This is a genomic window from Streptomyces sp. NPDC039736, from assembly GCF_055596485.1.
This window is the reverse complement of record NZ_JBVIUQ010000004.1, coordinates 198,426-219,569: the sequence shown is the minus strand read 5'-3', so window position 1 is coordinate 219,569 and position 21,144 is coordinate 198,426. Positions and strand designations below refer to the sequence as shown.

Below are 21,144 nucleotides of genomic sequence, written 5' to 3'. Positions count from 1 at the left end.
GTGTCCCGAAGGGCCGACCACTGGTCGGCCCTTCGGCGTGCATCGGGGAGAATGGGCCGCATGAGCGCTCGTACCCCTGAAACCCCCGCAGCCGACCCCGCCCCCCACCGGGCCGGCTTCGCCTGCTTCGTGGGCCGCCCCAACGCGGGCAAGTCCACCCTCACGAACGCTCTGGTCGGCAAGAAGGTGGCGATCACCTCCAGCCGCCCGCAGACCACCCGGCACACCGTGCGCGGCATCGTGCACCGGCCGGACGCGCAGCTGATCCTGGTGGACACCCCCGGGCTGCACAAGCCGCGCACGCTCCTCGGCGAGCGGCTCAACGACGTCGTACGGACGACGTGGGCCGAGGTCGACGTCATCGGGTTCTGCGTGCCCGCGGACCAGAAGCTCGGGCCCGGTGACAAGTTCATCGCCAAGGAGCTCGCCGGGATCAGGAAGACGCCGAAGATCGCCATCGTGACCAAGACGGACCTGGTCGACTCCAAGCAGCTCGCGGAACAGCTCATCGCCATCGACCAGCTCGGGCAGGAGCTGGGAATCGCCTGGGCGCAGATCGTGCCGGTGTCGGCGGTCGGCGAGTCGCAGGTGTCGCTGCTGGCGGACCTGATCGCGCCGATGCTGCCGGAGAGCCCGCCGCTGTATCCGGAGGGCGACCTCACGGACGAGCCGGAGATGGTGATGGTCGCGGAGCTGATCCGCGAGGCGGCGCTGGAGGGGGTGCGGGACGAGCTGCCGCACTCGATCGCGGTCGTCGTCGAGGAGATGATCCCGCGGGAGGACCGGCCGAAGGACCGCCCGCTGCTGGACATCCACGCGAACGTCTACATCGAGCGGCCCAGCCAGAAGGGCATCATCATCGGCCCCAAGGGGCAGCGGCTGAAGGACGTCGGGATGAAGTCCCGGAAGCAGATCGAGGCGCTGCTGGGGACGCCGGTGTACCTCGACCTGCACGTGAAGGTCGCGAAGGACTGGCAGCGGGACCCGAAGCAGTTGCGGAAGCTGGGGTTCTAGGCGGTACGGGGCGCCTCCCGGCCCTGGCGGCGGCGTACGACCGGCGCGGCGCTCGCGCCGGGGCGGCGTCCGGGCGGGCCGGGAGCGCGACGCGCGAAGGAGCGGGCGGGGGCGGTCAGGGCACGGCTTTGACGCGGTGGACCAGGAGGGCGCCCAACAGGCCCGTCGCCGCGGCCAGTCCGTACAGGACGCGGTAGCCGCCCAGGTGGAGCACGACGGGCGCCGCGAGGGCCGGGGCCATCGCCTGCGGGAGCGAGTTCGCGATGTTGATCAGGCCGAGGTCCTTGCCCCGGGCGGCCGCGGACGGCAGGACCTGCGTCATCAGGGCGAAGTCCACCGAGGTGAAGACGCCGAAGCCGATGCCCAGCAGGGCCGCCGCGACCAGCGCGCCCGGCCAGGTCTGCCACACCGCCAGCAGCCCCGAGGCCCCCGCCATCAGCACCCCGGCCCCCAGCACGAAGGGCTTCCTGCGGCCCACCCGGTCCGACCACGCCCCGCCCACCACGACCGTGGCGAGGAGGGTGACCCCGTTGACGGCGGTCAGGACCAGCACACCGGTCTCCGGGTCGGCGTACCGCACCCGGTCCCGGAGGTAGTACAGCAAGTACAGCAGCACCACCGAGTTCCCCAGGTTGATCAGGAACCGGGTCAGCCACGCCCACCCCAGGTCCGGATGCCGGCGCGGGCTCAGCCAGAACCCCGCCAGGAACCCCCGCCACCGCAGCGGCTCCCGCTCCGCCGGCGACAGGGCCGGGTCCTTGTGCCGTACGACGAAGGGCAGCACGCCCACCGCGCAGAACACCGCGCACGCCACGTACCCCGCGAGGACGCCGCCCAGCGACGCCAGTCCCGTCCCGGCGACCACGCCCAGCATCTGTGCCGCGCCCAGCCACCCGCCGACCCGCCCGCGCGTGCGGTGCGGCACCTGGTCCGGCACGGACGCGGTCACCGCGGCGAACGCGGCGTTCAGGGCGAGCTGCACCAGGCACCACCCCAGCGTCATCGTCACCGGGTCCGGGGCGAGGGCGAGCAGCACCAGCGCCGCCGCGCCGGTGAGGGAGCCGCCCACGATCCACGGCGTACGGCGTCCGAAGCGGGACGTCGTACGGTCCGACAGCGCGCCGAAGACGGGGTTGGCGACCATCGAGACGACGGCCCCGGCGCCCGTCACCCACGCCAGCAACGACTCCTCGGCCATCCCCGCGCGGGGCGCCAGCCCGGCCGCCTGGAGCGCCAGGAGGACCTGGAGGGGCCCGAACCACCCCACCCAGATCGCCCCGTTGGCGAGCGACAGGGACGCCGTCCACCCCCGGGAGACCTCCGCGGTGGGTTCCGCCCGCGCCGAGCGGGCGGGGAGGGTCGTCACCGCTGTGCCCGCAGCGCGTCCCGCAGCCATCCGAAGGAGGCCTTCGGGGTCCGCTCCAGGGTGTCGAAGTCGACGTGCACGAGCCCGAACCGCTGCGCGTACCCCTCGGCCCACTCCCAGTTGTCCAGCAGCGACCACACGAAGTACCCGCGCACGTCGACGCCCTCGTCCATCGCGTCGTGCAGGGCGCGCAGGTGCCCGTCCAGGAAGCGGATCCGGTCCTGGTCGTCCAGGCCCTCGTAACTGCAGCCGTTCTCGGTGACGACCACGGGCGGCAGCCGGTCCCCGTACCGCTCCTTGAAGCCCACCAGCAGTTCCAGCAGGGCGGGGGGCACCACCGGCCAGTCGAAGGCCGTGCGGGGGAAGCCGTCGACCCGGTGCACGGAGAAGGGCAGCTCCGGCGGGATCGTGATGCCCGCGAAGTCCGCCGGGACGGACGGGTCGGGGGCGCCCACCCTGGTCGGCTGGTAGTAGTTGACGCCGTACCAGTCCAGGGGCTGCGAGATCAGCCGCAGGTCGTCCTCCACCGGGCCCGGCAGCAGCTCGGCGATGCCCTCCGGGTACGTCCCCAGCAGCAGCGGGTCCGCGAACAGGCGGTTGAGCAGCAGGTCGTAGAAGTCGGCCGCCGCGCGGTCCCCGGCCGACTCCGAGGCCGCCCAGGTCGGCCCGTGCGAGTTGGCGATGCCGATGGAGCCCGAGCCGCGGTCGCGCAGCACTTCCACCGCCAGGCCGTGCGCCAGGAGCTGGTGGTGGGCGACCGGCAGGGCGTCGAAGAGCAGCCGCCTGCCCGGCGCGTGCTCGCCCAGCGCGTGCCCCAGCAGCGTGAGTTCGGCGGGCTCGTTGAGCGTGATCCAGCGCCCCACCCGGTCGCCCAGGCGGGCCGCGACCACCTCCGCGTACTCCGCGAACCGGTGCGCGGTGTCCCGTTCCAGCCACCCGCCCGCCCGCTCCAGCGCGAGCGGGGTGTCCCAGTGGAAGAGGGTCGGCACCGGGCGCACCCCCGCCTCGCACAGGGCGTCGACCAGCCGGTCGTAGAAGTCGAGCCCGGCCTTGTTGACGGCGCCCGCCCCCTCCGGCAGCACCCGCGACCAGGAGACCGAGAAGCGGTACGCGCCCACCCCCAGCTCCTTGAGGAGCGCGACGTCCTCGGGGTAACGCCGGTAGTGGTCGCATGCCACGGACGCGTTCGAGCCGTCCTTGATGCGGCCGGGCTCGGCGGCGAAGGCGTCCCAGGAGGACGGCCCGCGCCCGTCGTCGGCCGCCGCCCCCTCGATCTGGTGCGCCGAAGTGGAGACCCCCCACAGGAAGTTGGCGGGGAAGCGGGGCAGCGGACCGGTTGGACCGGGTGGCAGCGTCGTCATGGAGGAGATGCTCCGTACCGCCGGGTAACGCTGTCAACGGTCGTGACGCCGCCCGCCGTTACGCGCCTTCCTTCAGCACCCTCGTGATCAACTCGCGCTGTGCGTCGGAGAGTTGCGGCTCCGCGCAGTGGAAGGTCTGCCCGTCGACGGTGATCTCGTAGCTGAACCCGTCCGGGACCGCCGCCCCCGGCATCCGGAGCCCCCGCCCGGCGGCCGCCGCCTCCCCGGCGAGCGCGTGCCAGGCGTGGGCGTCGGGCCGGCCCGAGGTGTCGACCTCGGCGCGGCGCTCGATCCCGGCGAATCCTCCGGTGCGGACTACCTGAATAAGCATGGGGTCCGTTCTAGTACGGGTACGGGCGCACCGGTAGGGGGCGCCCCGCCGGCACGGCGAAAGGGGCGTCCCGCCTCGGGACGCCCCCACGACCGCCGACGGCGCCTACGGCTTCGCCTTCTTCGGCACCGGCACTCCGACCTGCTCCCACGCCTTCAGCACGGCCAGGGTCTCCGCGCCGTCCCGGAACCGGGCGCGCGACGCCGCCACCGTGGCCTGCGCGAACTCCGCGAAGGTCGGGGTGACGGAGAGCGTTCCGGCGGTCAGGGTGTCGTACCAGATCTGCCCGGCCCGCTCCCACGCCTTGCCGCCGAGCGCGTCGGCCAGCAGGTAGAAGGCGTGGTTGGGGATGCCGGAGTTGATGTGCACCCCGCCGTTGTCGCGGCCGGTGCTGACGTAGTCGTCCATCGTCGCGGGCTGCGGGTCCTTGCCCAGGACGTCGTCGTCGTACGCCGTGCCCGGGGCCTTCATCGAGCGCAGGGCGACGCCCTGGACGCGCTCGGCGAGCAGGCCCGCCCCGATCAGCCAGTCCGCCTCGGCGGCCGTCTGGTCGTTGACGTACTGCTTGACGAGGGAGCCGATGACGTCGGACACGGACTCGTTCAGCGCCCCCGGCTGGCCGAAGTAGCTGAAGTTCGCCGTGTGCTGGGTGACGCCGTGCGCCAGTTCGTGGCCGATGACGTCGACGGGGAGGGTGAAGTCGAGGAAGATCTCGCCGTCGCCGTCGCCGAACACCATCTGCTCGCCGTCCCAGAAGGCGTTGCCGTAGTCGCGGTCGAAGTGCACGGTCGCGTTCAGCGGCATTCCGGCGCCGTCGACGGAATTGCGTCCGAACGCCGAGAGCAGCAGCTCGAACGTGGCGCCGAGGCCGGCGTACGCGCGGTTCACGGTGGCGTCCTTGACGGGCTCCGCGCCCTCCGTCCGGACGGCCTTCCCCGGCAGGTTCCGGGTGTGCTCGGCGTCGTGAACGGTCCGGTGGACCTTGTTGTCGGCGGCTCCCGGCGAGGGCGTGGCCGCCGGTGCGCCGAGGACCGTGGTGAGCCGGCGGTGGGTGCGCTGCCGGGCGTCCGCCTCCAGGGTGCGGCGGGCGGGACCGGCGAGGGCGGGGTCGTCGGCGCGGGCGAGCCGGTCGAGGACGTGGGGCGGCACGATGGTGCAGAAAACGGGATGGATGGCTTCCATGGCGAGCAATGTGGCACTGGGTCATGCCGCTGTCACTACCCGCGACCATGATTCGGTCCATATTTCATTGCTTGGAGTGAAGGATCACAGTTTCCACGACACGCATGCCGGGTCTTGCATACTGATACGGACCGGCGCCCCCGCCGCCCCTCGGTTAGGCTGCGGCACATCATGCGTTTCGGGCTGCTTCTCCTTAGCTGCCGCGGCGAGGGCCTGTAAGTCGTAGGCCGACCCCCTCCCCGCGGGATCTGGTGCTGCGCAGACACGTCGGCCGTCCCCTTGCAGGTGACCCGAGGAGCCCCACGCGATGACCCCCCAGCAGGCCCAGCCGTCCGCGCAGTCCGTCGGCAGCCCCACCCCCGTGACGAACGCCGGGCACTTCCAGCGGCCGTCCGGGATGCCGGTCCACAAGTACGGCCCGTACGACGCCGTGGACATCCCCGACCGCACCTGGCCCGAGGCCCGCATCACCCGGGCCCCCCGCTGGCTCTCCACCGACCTGCGCGACGGCAACCAGGCGCTGATCGACCCCATGTCGCCCGCCCGCAAGCGCGAGATGTTCGACCTGCTGGTCCGCATGGGCTACAAGGAGATCGAGGTCGGCTTCCCGTCCTCGGGCGAGACCGACTTCGCCTTCGTCCGCTCGATCATCGAGGAGGGCGCGATCCCCGAGGACGTGACGATCTCCGTCCTGACCCAGGCGCGCGAGGAGCTGATCGAGCGCACCGTGGAGTCCCTGCGCGGCGCGCACCGCGCCACCGTGCACCTGTACAACGCGACCGCCCCGACCTTCCGCCGCGTGGTCTTCCGCGGCACCAAGGAGCAGGTCAAGCAGATCGCGGTGGACGGCACCCGGCTGGTGATGGAGTACGCGGAGAAGATCCTCGGCCCCGAGACGGTCTTCGGCTATCAGTACAGCCCGGAGATCTTCACCGACACCGAGCTGGACTTCGCCCTGGAGGTCTGCGAGGCGGTCTGCGACGTGTGGGGCCCCGAGGAGGGGCGCGAGATCATCCTCAACCTGCCCGCGACCGTGGAGCGTTCGACGCCGTCCACGCACGCCGACCGCTTCGAGTGGATGTCCCGCCGCCTGACGCGCCGCGAGCACGTCTGCCTGTCGGTGCACCCGCACAACGACCGCGGCACCGCCGTCGCCGCCGCCGAGCTGGCGATCATGGCGGGCGCGGACCGCATCGAGGGCTGCCTGTTCGGCCAGGGCGAGCGCACCGGCAACGTCGACCTGGTGACCCTGGGCATGAACCTCTTCTCCCAGGGCGTCGACCCGCAGATCGACTTCTCGCAGATCGACGAGATCCGCCGCACCAGCGAGTACTGCAACCAGATGGAGGTCCACCCGCGCCACCCCTACGCGGGCGACCTGGTCTACACCGCCTTCTCCGGCTCCCACCAGGACGCCATCAAGAAGGGCTTCGACGCCATGGAGGCCGACGCGGCCGCCGCGGGCAAGAGCGTCGACGACATCGAGTGGGCGGTCCCGTACCTGCCGATCGACCCCAAGGACGTCGGCCGCTCCTACGAGGCGGTCATCCGGGTCAACTCGCAGTCCGGCAAGGGCGGCATCGCGTACGTCCTGAAGAACGACCACAAGCTGGACCTGCCGCGCCGGATGCAGATCGAGTTCTCGAAGATCATCCAGCAGAAGACGGACACCGAGGGCGGCGAGGTCACCCCGAAGGCCATCTGGTCGGTCTTCCGGGACGAGTACCTGCCCAACGCCGAGAACCCGTGGGGCCGCATCCAGGTCCGCTCCGGCCAGACCACCACCGACACCGACGGCGTCGACACCCTGACGGTGGACGCGGTCGTGGACGGCCGGGAGACGGTCCTCACCGGTTCCGGCAACGGTCCGATCTCCGCGTTCTTCGACGCGCTGGCCGCCGTCGGCGTCGACGCCCGGCTGCTGGACTACCAGGAGCACACGATGAGCGAGGGCGCGTCCGCGCAGGCCGCCTCGTACATCGAGTGCGCGATCGACGGCAAGGTCCTGTGGGGCATCGGCATCGACCCGAACACGACGCGGGCCTCCCTGAAGGCAGTTGTCTCCGCCGTGAACCGGGCCGCCCGCTGACCTCGCTCTTTGCACGATGTTTCGGAAGGTCCCGTTCCCGCGCCGCCGGGGGCGGGACCTCCGTTTTTTCCCGGGGTGCTGACGGGGCCCCGCGGATGTGGCTAACATCACGTCCAACCCCGGCAAAGATGCCGAAGCGTTATGGAGGTACGCCGTGCTGCCAGGACGAGGCCGATCGCTCAGTCTGTGGGGCGTGCGCACCACGTGGACCACCGTCGGCGACGGCGAGTTCTTCTGCCCGGGCTGCGGCGGCGACCGCAACTACGCCCGCCGCACCGGCCGGCAGCGCCGCACCGTCCTGGGCGTCCCGCTCGCCGCGCGCGGCACGGTCGGACCCGTCGTGCACTGCGCCTCCTGCGAGGGCGAGTTCGGCCCCGAGGCCCTCGACCACCCCACCACCGTCCGGCTGTCGGCGATGCTCCGCGACGCCGTCCACACGGTCGCGCTCGCCGTCCTCGCCGCCGGCGGCACCTCCTCCCGTACGGTCACGGCCACCGCGGCGGCCACGGTCCGCTCGGCGGGCTTCGAGGACTGTACGGAGGACCAGCTCACCCACCTCGTGGAGGCGCTCTCCGCGGAATCGGGCCGCTACCTCCCCGAGGAGGCGGAGTCCGGGATCGACTGCCCCTACAGCGCCACCCTCGCCATCGAGCTCCACGAGGCCCTGGAACCCCTCGCCCCGCACCTGGCCCCGGCGGGCCGGGAGTCCCTGCTCCTCCAGGGCGCCCGCATCGCGCTGGCCGACGGCCCGTACAACCCGGCGGAGCGGGAGGTCCTGGCGACGGCCGGCGCGGCCCTCCACCTGTGCGCGGCGGACACCGCCCGCCTCCTGGCGGCGGCCCGCACGCCGTCCTGAAGCCCGCCCCTGCGGGCCGGAACCCTCCCGGGAAGCGGCGGCGGGGCGCCTGTGGCACGTTGTGGGGATGGCGCACGAGGAGCAGGCGGAGCAGTCCGGTGAGGAGCGGCGGCACGGGTGGGGCAGCGGGCTCACCCTGACCACGGCCGCGTTCCTCTTCCTGCTGCTGCGGCTGTTCGCCGTGTCCGGCTACCAGTGGCACACCGCCTTCGCCGTCCTGCACACGCTCGACCTCGACGACAGCATCGGCATCCTGCTCGGAACGGTGCTCGCCGACTCCGTCGTGGCCGCCGTGCTGCTCGTCGTCCTGCTGCCCGCGTTCCTCTTCCGGGTGGTCGGCGGTTTCGTGCTGGCTGCCCGGACGCGCGAGGAGGAGCAGCCCGACCGGGGCCCGCGGATCGACATGACCGGGATCGTCGTGCTGGCCATCGTCGTCGCGGGCATGACCGCGTACGTCCTGAGCTTCGGCACCTGGTGGCTGCCGCTGGCGTCGGTGCTGGTCACGGCGGTCATGGTGGGTCTGGGCGTGCTGACCAGGGGCGTGCACGGGCAGGTCGGCGAGGCGTCGCGGTGGGCGGGCCGGCACCTCATGGGGCTGGTGCTGGCCGCCTCGGTCCTCGCGCTGCTGATCAGCGCGGCCGTCGTCCGCACGCCGTGGATGCCCAAGGAGCGCATCGTGGTGAAGGGGCACGGGGAGCCGCTGCGCGGCTATGTGCTGGAGGCCGAGCCCGGGTTCCTGAAGGTCCTGACGGAGGAGGACCGGGAGTTCGTGATCCTCCGGGACGGGGAGGTGGAGTCCCGCGAGGAGATCGTCGAGCACTAGGGCCCGCCTCGACGTCAGGGCCCTAGGGTTCGTGGCTCACCGCCGGAGCCGACTCCGGCAGGGCCGGGGTCGTCGTCGGGCGGGGGGTGTCGACCACGCGCGGCGGTTGCGCGGGCGGCACCGGAGTCGGGTTCACGGGGCTGTGGGGCAGCAGCACGAGCAGGCACACGGCGACCACCGCCGCCGCGCCCACCACCGCGTACGCGATCCCGCGCACCCGGCGCACTCCCCAGGTCCGCCCCTGCGGAACTTCGCCGCGACGCAGCATCGAGTACGTGAGCTGGTCCGCCCGGGCGGCGAGCGCGGCCCGCAGCCTGTCTTCGGTCTGCGTCATGCGGTGGTGTTCTCCAGCTTCTTCTCCAGCGCGTCCAGGGCGCGGCTCGCGGTGGACTTCACCGTGCCACGCGACAGGCCGAGGGCCTGCGCCGTCTGCGCCTCGGTCAGCTCCGACCAGTACCGCAGCACCAGCACCTCGCGCTGGCGCCGGGTCAGTTCGGCCAGCGCCGCCAGGACGTGGCGGTGCTCCTCGGCGAGCAGGAGCCCTTCGTCGACGGGCGGGCCCGCCGCCGGGTGCGGCGGCGTGTACGCGCGTGCCGTGCGCCGTCTGCGCAGCACCGAGCGGGCCGCGTTGAGCACGGCGGTGTGCAGGTACGCCGCGGGGTCCTGGAGCCCGGCCAGCTTCGTCCCGTGGGTGCGGCACACCGCGGCGAACGCGTCCTGCACCACGTCCTCGGCGGTGTGCAGGTCGTCCACCAGGAACAGGGCGAGGCGGACCATGTCGAGGCGGCGGGCCCGGTAGAGGTCGCTGAGGGTGGGCGGCTCGCAGTCGTCGCCGTACGGGGCGCTGCCGTACGGCGTGCCGTCGTACGGCTGGCTCTCGACCGCGCGCAACGGGCGGGCGTCCCGGGGGCGGGATGCCCGTGCCCCGGACACGCGGGCGAGCAGGCGCGACCACCACGGGGGCGCGACGGGGACGGCGTACGCGGCGTACTGCATGGGCCTCGATCCGGTGGTGCGGGCGGCAGGGGGCGGCGGGCGGGCCTGCGTACAGGCCCGCCCGCCGGATGAGGCCGCTACTTCTGCGGCGCGGGCGCGGGCGCGCTGCCCGGCTCCACCACGCGGGGAGCGGCATCGGACTTCCCGGCGGGCGCCGGACGCGTCTTGCCGTCGGCCACGGGGGCGGCGGGCGCCGGACGGGTCTTGCCGTCGGCCACCGGGGCGGCGGGAGCCGGACGGGGCTCGCCGGCGGGCGCCGGGGCGGCCTCCGGGGCGGCGGGCGCCGGGCGGGTCTGGCCGGCGGGCGCCGGGGCGGCCTCCGGGGCGGTCTCCGGAGCGGCCGGGCCGGACTTCGGAGGGGCCGGCGCCGGGGTCGTGTCGGCGACGGCCTGGGCCGCGAAGGCGCCGCCCAGGACGACGGCGACCGAGGCGACGGCGCCGAAGAGGCGGGGGCGGGTCAGCTTCCGGTGCATGGACATGGGTACTCCCGAGTGCGGGGCGCACCGGATGCCGTACGAGATGACGTACGGCGCCCGGAGCACGATCTGGAACATGGGGTGAAGGGCGCCTTCAACCGACCAGACGTGCGGGTACCCGGGAGGTTGCGTCCGGAGTGCGGAAAGTTTTTGCGGGGACGGGCCGCGGACGTCCGCGGCGCGGCCGTCCTCCGGGGGCCGGCCGGGCCGCGCCGCGCCCGTAGCGCGGCAGCCGAAATCCCTCCCGCACGGGAAATTCACGACAATGATGGGGAATCCGCACCCCGGGCGCAGTGCGCCGGGAAGCACCGGAGCAACGGAGGACGTGGTGGAGACAGTGCGCTCGACACGGGGAAGTGCCGGCCTCGTGCCGCCGGGCGCGCGGTGAAGCCGCCGCCTCTCGGCTCGTACGTGATGGACCTCACCAGCGGCCGGGTCGGCCGGGTCGTCGCGGCGGTGGGTTGCCTGCTGCGGCTGACCCCGGCCGGCGGCGGCCGCGACTGGAACGTCGACCAGGGCGAGGTCCGCCCCGCCACGGCCGCCGAGCGGCTCAGCGCGGCCACGGCCTACGTCAACGCCCGCAGCCGCGGCGAGCTGCCGTAGCACCTCCGGCCCCGGCTGCCGCCCGGGCCGGAAGCGCCGCCGTCCCCGGCCCCGCCCCCGCGTACGGGACAATGGGCGTCATGAGTCTGTTCCGTGATGACGGCATCGTCCTGCGCACCCAGAAGCTGGGCGAGGCGGACCGCATCATCACGCTCCTCACCCGCCACCACGGCCGCGTCCGGGCCGTGGCCCGGGGCGTACGCCGCACGAAGTCGAAGTTCGGGGCGCGCCTGGAGCCCTTCTCCCACGTCGACGTGCAGTTCTTCGCCCGCGGCAGCGAGCTGGTCGGCCGCGGCCTGCCGCTGTGCACCCAGGGCGAGATCATCGCCCCCTACGGCAGCGGCATCGTCACCGACTACGGCCGCTACACCGCCGGCACCGCCATGCTGGAGACGGCGGAACGGTTCACCGACCACGAGGGCGAACCCGCGGTGCAGCAGTACCTCCTCCTGGTGGGCGGTCTGCGCACCCTCTCCCGCGCCGAGCACGCCCCGAACCTGATCCTCGACGCCTTCCTGCTGCGCTCCCTCGCCGTCAACGGGTACGCCCCCAGCTTCGACGACTGCGCCAAGTGCGGCATCGACGGACCCAACCGGCTGTTCTCCGTCTCGGCCGGCGGCGTCATATGCGGTGACTGCCGGGTGCCCGGGAGCGTCGTACCCTCTGCGGAGGCTGTCGCTCTGCTGAGCGCGCTGCTCACGGGGGACTGGGCGGCGGCCGACGCGTGCGAGCCCCGGCACGCCCGCGAGGGCAGCGGGCTGGTCTCGGCCTATCTGCACTGGCACCTGGAGCGCGGACTGCGCTCGCTCAGGTACGTGGAGAAGGCGTAGGGCACGCGGCGGGCACAGTCAGTACGGGAAGCACGGGCACATCACAGGGAGAGCTACGAACCATGGCACGACGCGGAATCCTGGGGCGCACCAAGCGCGAGTACAAGATCCCCGAGCCGCACCCGTCCGGCGCGCGCCCCCCGAGGATTCCCGGTGAGCTCGTCCCCGAGCACGTCGCGATCGTCATGGACGGCAACGGCCGCTGGGCCAAGGAGCGCGGCCTGCCCCGCACCGAGGGCCACAAGGTCGGCGAGGGCGTCGTCCTGGACGTCCTCAAGGGCTGCCTGGAGATGGGCGTTAAGAACCTCTCGCTGTACGCCTTCTCCACCGAGAACTGGAAGCGCACCCCCGACGAGGTCCGCTTCCTGATGAACTTCAACCGGGACGTCATCCGCCGCCGCCGCGACGAGATGAACGAGCTCGGCATCCGCATCCGCTGGGTCGGCCGGATGCCCAAGATGTGGAAGTCGGTCGTCCAGGAGCTCCAGGTCGCCCAGGAACAGACCGTCGACAACGACGCGATGACCCTCTACTTCTGCGTGAACTACGGCGGCCGCGCCGAGATCGCGGACGCCGCCCAGGCCGTCGCCCGGGACGTCGCCGCCGGGAAGCTCGACCCGTCGAAGGTCAACGAGAAGACCTTCGCCAAGTACCTGTACTACCCGGACATGCCGGACGTGGACCTCTTCCTGCGTCCCAGCGGCGAGCAGCGCACCTCCAACTACCTGCTCTGGCAGAGCGCGTACGCCGAGTTCGTCTACCAGGACGTGCTGTGGCCGGACTTCGACCGGCGCAACCTCTGGGACGCCTGCTACGAGTACGCGCAGCGCGACCGGCGCTTCGGCGGGGCGGTCCCCAACGAGCAGCAGAACGGCGGCGGTTCCCCGCTCGCGCAGGTTCCCGGACAGGGCTGAGCCGTCACCGGGCCCCGTGCGGGGCGGGGCCCGGTGCGCGCACCCGCCGGGCCCCGCCCGCCCGGTCAGCCCGCCTGGGCCTTGTCGTACGCCGCCTTCACCTCGTTGCCGAAGTACGGGCCGAACATCCGGCCCGGCAGGAAGGTGTAGCCGAAGCTGTTCACCGAGGCCTGGAGGCCGGTGCCGGTGGACTCGTTGAAGGAGTTGAACCACGGGCCGCCGCTGGAGCCGCCGGTCATGTCGCAGGCCAGGCCGTGGTCCTTGGTGAGCAGGAAGTCCTTCGTGGTGTTCCCGGAGCAGTAGACCAGCTTCTTGCCGTCGTACGGGGCGGCCGCCGGGAAGCCGAACGCGTACATCGGCTTGTTGTAGCCGCCGTTGAACTGGACGCCCTGCGCCCCGACCACGTCGGACAGCTTCTGCCCGTTCAGCGGGTTCACCACGGCGAGGCCCACGTCGTAGTTGATGTCCTCGCTCGCCGTCCACTGGTCGGTGGCGGAGAGCTTCGCGGCGGTCCACGTCCCGTACGGGGTGGCGCCGTCATTGTAGGCGGGCACGAACACCCAGTTCGTGTGCCAGGCGCCGTCCATCTTGACGCAGTGTCCCGCCGTGACGACGGTCGACTTGTTCTGGCTGGTGACGGAGTTGCCCGAGCAGGAGGCGGTGCGGCCCTGGTACGTGAAGAACACGCGGCCGGAGGTCTTCACCACCGCCCCGCCGCCGGTCCACGCGCCGCCCTTCTGCGGGAAGGCCCGGGTGCCGGGGACGGAGGTCGCGGGGCCGCCGGCCCTCGCCGGGGAGACCTTGGCGGGGGACACCTTCAGCAGGTCGAGCGGCTTCGCCGCACGCATCCGCTCCGGCGTCCAGAAGTTCCGTACCTGCTGCTCGGCGGTCAGGGCGGCGGGGGCGGCGGGGGAGGGGGCGCCGGATGCGGCGGCGGGGGCCGCGGCGGTGGCGAGCAGACCGCCCACGGCGGCCGCCAGACCGAACAGTGCACTGGGGGGACGACGTCTCACGCTGACTCCTTCTGCGAAGAGGTAAGCGGTGCGGAAACCGGTGTGCGTGAGGAGCGTGCCACGGAAGCTGAACATCTGTCAGGAGTGCGTGCGGCACTCCGTGCGACTTGGCCGAAACACGCCGAACGCCCCAACTCTGCAAGGGAGTTGGGGCGTTCGGCAGACGCGCGGGATCAGGCGGCGGCGCACTCCGCGCAGGTGCCGAAGATCTCCACGGTGTGCGCCACGTTCACATAGCCGTGCTGGGCCGCGACGGACTCGGCCCACGACTCGACCGCCGGGCCCTCGACCTCGACCGCCTTGCCGCACATCCGGCACACCAGATGGTGGTGGTGGTCGCCCGTGGAGCAGCGCCGGTAGACCGACTCGCCCTCACTGGTGCGCAGCACGTCCACCTCGCCGGCGTCGGCCAGCGACTGGAGCGTGCGGTAGACCGTGGTCAGGCCCACCGAGTCGCCCTTGTGCTTGAGCATGTCGTGGAGTTCCTGCGCGCTGCGGAACTCGTCCACCTCGTCCAGCGCCGCCGCCACGGCGGTCCGCTGCCGGGTGGAGCGCCCCTTCACCGGTGCGGTGTTCGTCGTCGCGGTCGCACCGCTCGGCGCCGTCGTCACAGGTGCCTCCTCAGGTTGCCCATTACGCGAGTAGATACGTCGGGCCATTGTGCCAGGAGCGCCGCCGCGCTCCGGCTCAGAGCTTCGCCGCCACGGGCTCGGCCGCGTCGGCCGGTCCCGTCGAGTGTCCCGCGCGGGCCCGGCGTCGTGCCAGCGGTGTGGCCAGAAGTGTCAGTGCGACGAAGGCCACGATGGCCAGCAGCACGATCGTCGCGCCCGGCGGCACGTCGTACTGGTAGGAGGCCACCGTGCCACCCAGCGTCACCGCCGTGCCGATGGCGACCGCCAGCACGAAGGTGACCGCGAAGCTGCGCGAGATCTGCTGCGCGGCCGCCACCGGCACCACCATCAGCGCGCTGACCAGGAGCAGTCCCACGACCCGCATGGCGACCGTCACCGTCACCGCCGCCACCACCGCGACCAGCAGGTTCAGTGCCCGCACCGGCAGCCCGGTGACCCGCGCGAACTCCTCGTCCTGGCTCACCGCGAACAACTGCCGCCGCAGCCCGACCGTCACCGCCACCACGAACGCCGCGAGCAGCACGATCGCCGTCACGTCCTCCTGGGAGACCGTGGAGAGCGAACCGAAGAGGTACGAGGACAGATTGGCGTTGGAACCGGTCGGCGCCAGGTTGATCAGCAGCACACCGCCCGCCATGCCGCCGTAGAACAGCATGGCCAGGGCGATGTCGCCCCGGGTCTTGCCGTACCAGCGGATCAGCTCCATGACCACCGCGCCCGCGACGGCGACGACGGTGGCCGTCCACACGGGGCTGGCCTGCATCAGGAAGCCGAGGCCGACGCCGGTCATCGCGACGTGGCCGATGCCGTCGCCCATCAGGGACTGGCGGCGCTGCACCAGGTAGATGCCGATGGCGGGCGCGGTGACGCCGACCAGGACGGCGGCGATCAGGGCGCGCTGCATGAAGGCGGTGGAGAGGATCTCGGTCAGCATCAGCTCAGCAGTCCCGTCGGTACGGGGGAGGCGGGTGCCGGGGCCGCGTGCGGGTGGCAGTCCTCCTGGGTCAGGTGGTGCGGTTCGTGGCCGGGCAGGGCGTCCCCGGCGGTCACCGGGCCGTCGTACGCCACCAGGCCGTCGCGCAGGACGACCGTGCGGTCGATGAGGGGCTCCAGGGGGCCCAGCTCGTGCAGGACCAGCAGGACGGAGACCCCGGCGGCCACCTGCTCGCGCAGGGTCGCGGCGAGGATCTCCTGGCTGGCCAGGTCGACGCCGGCCATCGGCTCGTCCATGATCAGCAGTTCGGGTTCGCTCGCCAGCGCCCGCGCGATCAGCACCCGCTGGTGCTGCCCGCCGGACAGGGCGCTCACCGAGTCCTTCGCCCGGTCGGCGAGGCCCACCAGGCCGATGGCCCGCTCGACGGCGGCCTTGTCGGCCTTCGACAGCAGCCCGAACCGGGCGCGGGAGAGCCGCCCCGAGGAGACGACCTCGCGGATCGTCGCGGGCACGCCGCCCGCGGCCGTCGTGCGCTGGGGGACGTAACCGACGCGCGCCCACTGCCTGAAGCGCTTCAGCGGCGTGCCGAACAGCTCGACCGAGCCGCCCGTGAGCGGCACCTGCCCGATCACGGACCGCACCGCGGTGGACTTGCCCGAGCCGTTGGCGCCGAGCAGGGCGACGACCTCGCCGCGCTCGACGGCGAGGTCGATGCCGCGCAGCACGGGGCGCGAGCCGAGCACGGCGGTCGCCGCGCTCAGGGATATGACGGAGTCGTTGTGCACGGTTCGTGCCTCCGGGGCCGCTGGGAGTGGCATCACTTGGCGCCGAGCGCCTTCTTCAGCGCTTCGAGGTTGGACTGCATGACCTCGATGTAGGTGGAGCCCTTGGACTTGCCGGGCGTGATGCCCTCCAGCGGGTCCAGGACGTCCGTCTTGAGGCCGGCGTCCGAGGCGAAGGTCTTCGCCGTCCGGTCGCTGATCAGCGTCTCGAAGAAGACCGTGGAGACCTTGTCCTCCTTGGCGATCTTCTGGAGCTGCTTGATGTGGGCCGGGCTCGGGTCCGACTCGGGGGAGACGCCGTTGATGGCCTCCTGCTCCAGGCCGTACCGCTCGGCGAGGTAGCCGAAGGCGGAGTGGGTGGTGATGAAGGTCTTGGTGGAGGTGTTCTTCAGGCCGTTCCGGAACGCCGTGTTCAGGCCGTCCAGCTTCGTGACCAGTGTCGCGCTGTTCTTCTCGTACGTCGCGGCGTTCTTCGGGTCGGCCTTCGCGAGGGACTTCTCCACGCCCTTGGCGATCTCCGCGTACTTCACGGGATCCAGCCAGACGTGCGGGTCGGCGCCGTCCTCGGCGTGGTCGTGGCCGTGGCCCTCGTGCCCGGCCTCCTCGCCGCCGTGCCCGTGGTCGTGCCCGCCGGCCTCGGCGCCGTGCTTCTCCATCTTCGTCAGGGTCGCGGCGTCGACGGTGGCCTTGGCCCCGGACTGCTTCACGGCCTCGTCGACGGCGGGCTGGAGGCCGCCGAGGTAGAGGATCAGGTCCGCTTCGCCGAGCTGGGCGGTCTGCTTGGGGCCCAGCTCCAGGTCGTGCGGTTCGACGCCCGGCTTGGTCAGCGTGGTGACGGAGACCTTGTCGCCGCCTATCTGCTCGGCCAGGTACTGCAGGGGGTAGAACGACGCGGTCACCTTCAGCCCGCCGTCCGCGCCCTTGCCGTCCGCGGCGGAGGAACCCCCTCCGCATGCGGACAGGGTGACCAGTCCGAGAGAGACGGCGGCGGCGGTGGCGGCGGCGGGTATCAGGCGTCGTACGTTCATGACAGTCATTTTCAACAAAAGTGGAAACGATTGTCAATAGTGCGCTTGTCCGCTCTGTCCCCGATACCGATTTGATCCGGGGCCCCCGCACGCCGGTAACCTGAAGCATTCGCCGGGCCGTGCCGGGTCGTGGCCGTGCAGGGGGGCCGCGCGGGGAAGCAGCGCGCACCGGCGGGACCCACACCTTCGTCGTCGTAATGAAGAGAGCACCGTGGCCGCCGACAAGATCGAGACCATCGTCAGCCTGAGCAAGCGCCGTGGCTTCGTTTTCCCGAGCAGTGAGATCTACGGCGGGTCCCGGGCCGCCTGGGACTACGGTCCGCTGGGTGTCGAGCTCAAGGAGAACATCAAGCGCCAGTGGTGGCGCGCGATGGTCATCGCGCGCGAGGACGTGGTCGGCATCGACTCGTCGGTCATCCTGGCCCCCGAGGTGTGGGAGGCGTCCGGCCACGTCGCGACCTTCTCCGACCCGCTCACCGAGTGCACCTCCTGCCACAAGCGCCACCGCGCCGACCACCTGATCGAGGCGTACGAGGCCAAGCACCACGGCCGCGCCCCCGAGAACGGCCTGGCCGACGTCAACTGCCCCAACTGCGGCACCAAGGGCCAGTTCACCGAGCCCAAGCAGTTCTCCGGCATGCTGGAGACGCACCTCGGCCCCACCCAGGACACCGGCTCGAAGGCGTACCTGCGCCCGGAGACCGCGCAGGGCATCTTCACCAACTTCGCCCAGGTGCAGCAGACCGCCCGCAAGAAGCCGCCGTTCGGCATCGCGCAGATGGGCAAGTCCTTCCGGAACGAGATCACTCCGGGCAACTTCATCTTCCGCACGCGCGAGTTCGAGCAGATGGAGATGGAGTTCTTCGTCAAGCCGGGCGAGGACGAGCAGTGGCAGGAGTACTGGATGGAGCAGCGCTGGAACTGGTACCTGGACCTCGGCATCGACCCCGAGAACATCCGCTGGTACGAGCACCCGGCCGAGAAGCTCTCCCACTACTCCAAGCGCACCGCCGACATCGAGTACCGCTTCAACTTCGGCGGCACGGAGTTCTCCGAGCTCGAAGGCGTCGCCAACCGCACCGACTTCGACCTGAAGGCGCACTCCAAGGCCTCCGGCCACGACCTGGTCTACTTCGACCAGGAGGCCAACGAGCGCTGGACGCCGTACGTCATCGAGCCGGCCGCCGGCGTCAACCGCGCGATGCTCGCCTTCATGCTGGACGCCTACCGCGAGGACGAGGCGCCCAACGCCAAGGGCGTCATGGAGAAGCGCGTCGTGATGGGCCTCGACCCGCGCCTGGCCCCGGTCAAGGTCGCGGTGCTCCCGCTCTCCCGCAACCCGCAGCTCTCGCCGAAGGCCAAGGGCCTCGCCGCGGACCTGCGCAAGAACTGGAACATCGAGTTCGACGACGCGGGCGCCATCGGCCGCCGCTACCGCCGCCAGGACGAGATCGGCACGCCGTTCTGCGTGACGGTCGACTTCGACACCCTGGACGACAACGCGGTGACCGTGCGCGAGCGCGACACCATGAAGCAGGAGCGCGTGTCGCTGGACATGATCCAGGAGTACCTGGCGGTCCGCCTCATCGGCTGCTGACCCCCCGGTACGTCTCCTCCTCGTACGTCCCGGAGCCCCCGGCCGCCCGTTGGCGCGGCCGGGGGCTCCGGCGTGCCCGGGCGGCGCACAGGACGGCCAGCGGCAGCTCGGCGCACCCCGCCATGGCGAGGGCGGCGGCGAACTCCGGACCCGGCGCGGAGACGAGCAGGTCGGCACAGGCGTCGGCGGCGAGCAGCAGGGCGGCGGCTGAGCTCCGCCCGGTCGGGGGCGGCGGAAATCTGGTGCGCGGCCCCGTCGGGAGCGGGTACCGTCGTGACCATGTTCTTCCAGACGCCGATTTACGAGTGAGAGCGTGACGGGCCGCCGCTGACGTCCTGCGATGCCGCCGCGCCCGTCCCCCACCGACGAATCCGTAGATCACTTCACATCATTCCGGGAGAACCCGTGACCACCAGCAAGAACATCAACAACCCCGTCGGCCAGGGCGGCGGCCAGCGCAAGCGGCAGTCCCGCGACGAGCGCGCCAACAACGGCCCGCACCGCAACGCCGACCGCGCGTCGGCGGCGGAGAAGAAGGCCGAGCTGCTGGCCAAGATGCGCGAGAAGGCCGCCGGCGGCGGGGACGCGCAGCAGGCGGACGGCGACGCCTCCCAGAGCTGACTCAGCCGCGCGTGGGCCCGGACCGTTCCGACGGTCCGGGCCCACACGTGCGTGGCCCGGCCCCTCGGTGAGCCCGGGAAGAGGGCTCTCAGGGCTGCCGCCCCCGGTGCCGTCGTCGTCCGCCGGGCCGTCCGCGGGAGCGGCGCGAGGCGGGCGGGCAGGTTCACGCGTTGGCGGGCGCGGTCTCCCGGGGCCCCGGCGACGCCAGCCGCTCCGCCGTCCGCAGCGCGGTGCCCTTCGCCCACTTTCCGCTGGTCAGCGCCCCGACCAGGAGGACGGCCAGACCGCAGCCCGCGATGACCCACCATGCCGGGACGGCCGCCTCCACGAAGCTGTCGGCGTACGAGGTCCCGCTGATCCCCGCCGCGATCACCGCCCCGATCACCGCGACCCCCAGCGTGGAGCCGACCTGGCGGCTGGTCGAGGCGACGGCCGCCGCGACCCCGGCCTGGGCGCGCGGCATCCCGGACACCGCCGTGTTGGTGATGGGGGCGTTCACCATGCCGAAGCCGAGGCCGAAGAGCACATAGCCGGTGAACATCAGCACGTTGTCCGTCTCCGCCCGGAAGCCCGCGAACAGCACCGCGCTCGCCGTCATCGCCGTTCCCGCGACCAGCAGCGGGAGACGGGGCCCGCGCGCCCCCACCAGCCGTCCGGACAGCGGTGCGCAGAAGAAGGTCATGGCGGCCATCGGCAGCATGTATAGCCCGGCGTGCAGGGCGGACAGACCGCGCACGTTCTGCAGGTACAGGGTGTTCAGGAAGAGGAACCCGGCCAGCGAGGCGAACGCGCAGACCGCGATCACCGTCGCCCCGCTGAACGGCGCGCTGTGGAAGAACCGCAGGTCGATCAGCGGCTCCGCCCGCCGGGGCTCGTACAGCACCAGCCCGGCCAGGGCCAGTACCGCGGCCCCCGCGAGCGACAGCGTGAGCGGCGAGAGCCAGCCCGCCTCCGGGCCCTCGATGATCGCGTACGTCAGCGAGGCGAGCAGCGCGATCACCAGGAGCTGGCCCACCGGGTCGGCCCGGCGGGCCCTGGAGGCGCGCGACTCGGGGACGTACCGGAACGTCAGCAGCAGGGCCGCGAGGCCGACCGGCAGGTTGACCCAGAAGATCGACCGCCAGCCCACCGAGTCGACCAGCAGTCCGCCGACCAGGGGTCCCGCGGCCATGGAGATGCCGACGACCCCGCCCCAGACGCCGATGGCGCGGGCGCGTTCGCGCGGGTCGGTGAAGGTGTTGGTGATGATCGACATCGCGACCGGGTTGAGCATGGAGCCGCCGATCGCCTGGACCGCCCGGAAGGCGACCAGCGACTCCAGGTTCGGGGCGAGCGAGCACAGCAGCGAGCCGAGGGTGAAGAGCACCAGGCCCGCCATGAACACCTTGCGCCGCCCGACGCGGTCGGCCGTCGACCCGGCGAGCATCAGCAGGGAGGCCAGGACAAGGGTGTAGGCGTCGATGGTCCACTGCATCCCGGCGACGCTCGCATCCAGCTCGCGCTGCATGGCGGGGAGGGCGACGTTGAGCGCCGTGTTGTCGAGGCTGACGATCAGCAGGCTCATGCAGCAGATGCCGAGGATCAGCATCCGGCGGCGGTGCGTCAGCGGGAGGGAGGGGTCGGCGGACATCTTTCGATAGTACGGATAACTAAAGAAACCGCTCGATCGGGTGCGGGGGGTGCGCGACAATGAGTC

22 protein-coding genes are annotated in these 21,144 nt (G+C 72.0%); 9 read left to right on the top strand and 13 right to left on the bottom strand.

Going from position 1 to position 21,144, the window contains the following annotated elements:
- Positions 1-60: 60 nt before the first annotated feature.
- The gene (gene era, locus ACZ56L_RS14310) at positions 61-1,014 is read left to right on the top strand and encodes a GTPase Era (RefSeq protein ID WP_345223119.1); all 954 of its coding nucleotides are present in this window, start codon (positions 61-63) and stop codon (positions 1,012-1,014) included.
- Positions 1,015-1,129: 115 nt separating this feature from the next.
- Here era and ACZ56L_RS14305 read toward each other — a convergent pair whose 3' ends face one another.
- From ACZ56L_RS14305 to ACZ56L_RS14290, 4 genes are all read right to left on the bottom strand, one after another.
- Positions 1,130-2,380, bottom strand: coding sequence for an MFS transporter (locus tag ACZ56L_RS14305; protein ID WP_471064137.1), 1,251 nt, complete (start codon positions 2,378-2,380; stop codon positions 1,130-1,132).
- Positions 2,377-3,741, bottom strand: a complete 1,365-nt coding sequence (locus ACZ56L_RS14300) for a GH1 family beta-glucosidase (RefSeq protein ID WP_345223121.1) — start codon at positions 3,739-3,741, stop codon at positions 2,377-2,379. The genes ACZ56L_RS14305 and ACZ56L_RS14300 overlap by 4 nt, the downstream gene beginning before the upstream one ends.
- A gap of 58 nt (positions 3,742-3,799) precedes the next feature.
- The gene (locus ACZ56L_RS14295; protein WP_345223122.1) at positions 3,800-4,072 is read right to left on the bottom strand and encodes a protealysin inhibitor emfourin; all 273 of its coding nucleotides are present in this window, start codon (positions 4,070-4,072) and stop codon (positions 3,800-3,802) included.
- A 105-nt stretch (positions 4,073-4,177) separates the two neighbouring features.
- Positions 4,178-5,254, bottom strand: coding sequence for a M4 family metallopeptidase (locus ACZ56L_RS14290; RefSeq protein ID WP_471064134.1), 1,077 nt, complete (start codon positions 5,252-5,254; stop codon positions 4,178-4,180).
- Between the two features lie 307 nt (positions 5,255-5,561).
- On the opposite strand from ACZ56L_RS14290, the gene leuA reads away from it, so the two are divergent.
- The 3 genes from leuA to ACZ56L_RS14275 all read left to right on the top strand — a co-directional run bounded on the left by leuA (position 5,562) and on the right by ACZ56L_RS14275 (position 9,022).
- Positions 5,562-7,343 (top strand): 2-isopropylmalate synthase, encoded by a 1,782-nt coding sequence (gene leuA / locus ACZ56L_RS14285; RefSeq protein ID WP_468686109.1) that lies wholly within the window; start codon positions 5,562-5,564, stop codon positions 7,341-7,343.
- 154 nt (positions 7,344-7,497) lie between these two features.
- Entirely contained in the window at positions 7,498-8,199 is a 702-nt protein-coding gene (locus ACZ56L_RS14280) for a TerB family tellurite resistance protein (protein ID WP_401757090.1), read from the top strand.
- Positions 8,200-8,266: 67 nt separating this feature from the next.
- Positions 8,267-9,022, top strand: a complete 756-nt coding sequence (locus tag ACZ56L_RS14275) for a hypothetical protein (protein WP_471064131.1) — start codon at positions 8,267-8,269, stop codon at positions 9,020-9,022.
- Positions 9,023-9,044: 22 nt separating this feature from the next.
- Here the strand turns inward: ACZ56L_RS14275 and ACZ56L_RS14270 are convergent, their stop codons facing one another.
- The 3 genes from ACZ56L_RS14270 to ACZ56L_RS14260 form a co-directional block, all read right to left on the bottom strand.
- Entirely contained in the window at positions 9,045-9,356 is a 312-nt protein-coding gene (locus tag ACZ56L_RS14270) for a hypothetical protein (protein WP_468686107.1), read from the bottom strand.
- Positions 9,353-10,018: an RNA polymerase sigma factor gene (locus ACZ56L_RS14265; protein ID WP_345223127.1), complete on the bottom strand. Its 666-nt coding sequence runs from the start codon at positions 10,016-10,018 to the stop codon at positions 9,353-9,355. Before ACZ56L_RS14265 ends, ACZ56L_RS14270 begins: the two co-directional genes overlap by 4 nt.
- Before the next feature lie 77 nt (positions 10,019-10,095).
- Positions 10,096-10,497, bottom strand: a complete 402-nt coding sequence (locus ACZ56L_RS14260) for a hypothetical protein (protein ID WP_471064128.1) — start codon at positions 10,495-10,497, stop codon at positions 10,096-10,098.
- A gap of 411 nt (positions 10,498-10,908) precedes the next feature.
- Between ACZ56L_RS14260 and ACZ56L_RS14255 the strand changes: the two genes are divergently transcribed.
- The 3 genes from ACZ56L_RS14255 to ACZ56L_RS14245 all read left to right on the top strand — a co-directional run bounded on the left by ACZ56L_RS14255 (position 10,909) and on the right by ACZ56L_RS14245 (position 12,841).
- The gene (locus ACZ56L_RS14255; RefSeq protein ID WP_345226479.1) at positions 10,909-11,097 is read left to right on the top strand and encodes a hypothetical protein; all 189 of its coding nucleotides are present in this window, start codon (positions 10,909-10,911) and stop codon (positions 11,095-11,097) included.
- 80 nt (positions 11,098-11,177) lie between these two features.
- Positions 11,178-11,927: a DNA repair protein RecO gene (recO, locus tag ACZ56L_RS14250; protein WP_345223129.1), complete on the top strand. Its 750-nt coding sequence runs from the start codon at positions 11,178-11,180 to the stop codon at positions 11,925-11,927.
- Between the two features lie 62 nt (positions 11,928-11,989).
- A complete protein-coding gene (locus tag ACZ56L_RS14245; RefSeq protein WP_345223130.1) occupies positions 11,990-12,841 on the top strand; it encodes an isoprenyl transferase in 852 nt (283 codons plus the stop codon).
- A 65-nt stretch (positions 12,842-12,906) separates the two neighbouring features.
- On the opposite strand, the gene ACZ56L_RS14240 is transcribed toward ACZ56L_RS14245, so the two are convergent.
- The 5 genes from ACZ56L_RS14240 to ACZ56L_RS14220 all read right to left on the bottom strand — a co-directional run bounded on the left by ACZ56L_RS14240 (position 12,907) and on the right by ACZ56L_RS14220 (position 17,230).
- Positions 12,907-13,854: a trypsin-like serine peptidase gene (locus ACZ56L_RS14240; RefSeq protein WP_471064125.1), complete on the bottom strand. Its 948-nt coding sequence runs from the start codon at positions 13,852-13,854 to the stop codon at positions 12,907-12,909.
- A gap of 173 nt (positions 13,855-14,027) precedes the next feature.
- Positions 14,028-14,465 carry a Fur family transcriptional regulator gene (locus ACZ56L_RS14235; RefSeq protein WP_345223132.1) on the bottom strand — a complete coding sequence of 146 codons (438 nt, stop codon included), beginning with the start codon at positions 14,463-14,465 and terminating at the stop codon, positions 14,028-14,030.
- Positions 14,466-14,541: 76 nt separating this feature from the next.
- A complete protein-coding gene (locus tag ACZ56L_RS14230) occupies positions 14,542-15,420 on the bottom strand; it encodes a metal ABC transporter permease (protein ID WP_345223133.1) in 879 nt (292 codons plus the stop codon).
- Positions 15,420-16,238 carry a metal ABC transporter ATP-binding protein gene (locus ACZ56L_RS14225; protein WP_471064123.1) on the bottom strand — a complete coding sequence of 273 codons (819 nt, stop codon included), beginning with the start codon at positions 16,236-16,238 and terminating at the stop codon, positions 15,420-15,422. The genes ACZ56L_RS14230 and ACZ56L_RS14225 overlap by 1 nt, the downstream gene beginning before the upstream one ends.
- On the bottom strand, positions 16,238-17,230 hold the full coding sequence (locus ACZ56L_RS14220) for a metal ABC transporter substrate-binding protein (RefSeq protein WP_471064121.1): 993 nt from the start codon (positions 17,228-17,230) through the stop codon (positions 16,238-16,240). The genes ACZ56L_RS14225 and ACZ56L_RS14220 overlap by 1 nt, the downstream gene beginning before the upstream one ends.
- Before the next feature lie 211 nt (positions 17,231-17,441).
- On the opposite strand from ACZ56L_RS14220, the gene ACZ56L_RS14215 reads away from it, so the two are divergent.
- Positions 17,442-18,827, top strand: coding sequence for a glycine--tRNA ligase (locus ACZ56L_RS14215; RefSeq protein WP_345223136.1), 1,386 nt, complete (start codon positions 17,442-17,444; stop codon positions 18,825-18,827).
- 405 nt (positions 18,828-19,232) lie between these two features.
- Positions 19,233-19,448, top strand: coding sequence for a DUF6243 family protein (locus ACZ56L_RS14210; RefSeq protein ID WP_345223137.1), 216 nt, complete (start codon positions 19,233-19,235; stop codon positions 19,446-19,448).
- Between the two features lie 163 nt (positions 19,449-19,611).
- Here ACZ56L_RS14210 and ACZ56L_RS14205 read toward each other — a convergent pair whose 3' ends face one another.
- Positions 19,612-21,078, bottom strand: a complete 1,467-nt coding sequence (locus tag ACZ56L_RS14205; protein ID WP_471064118.1) for an MFS transporter — start codon at positions 21,076-21,078, stop codon at positions 19,612-19,614.
- Positions 21,079-21,144: the final 66 nt, after the last annotated feature.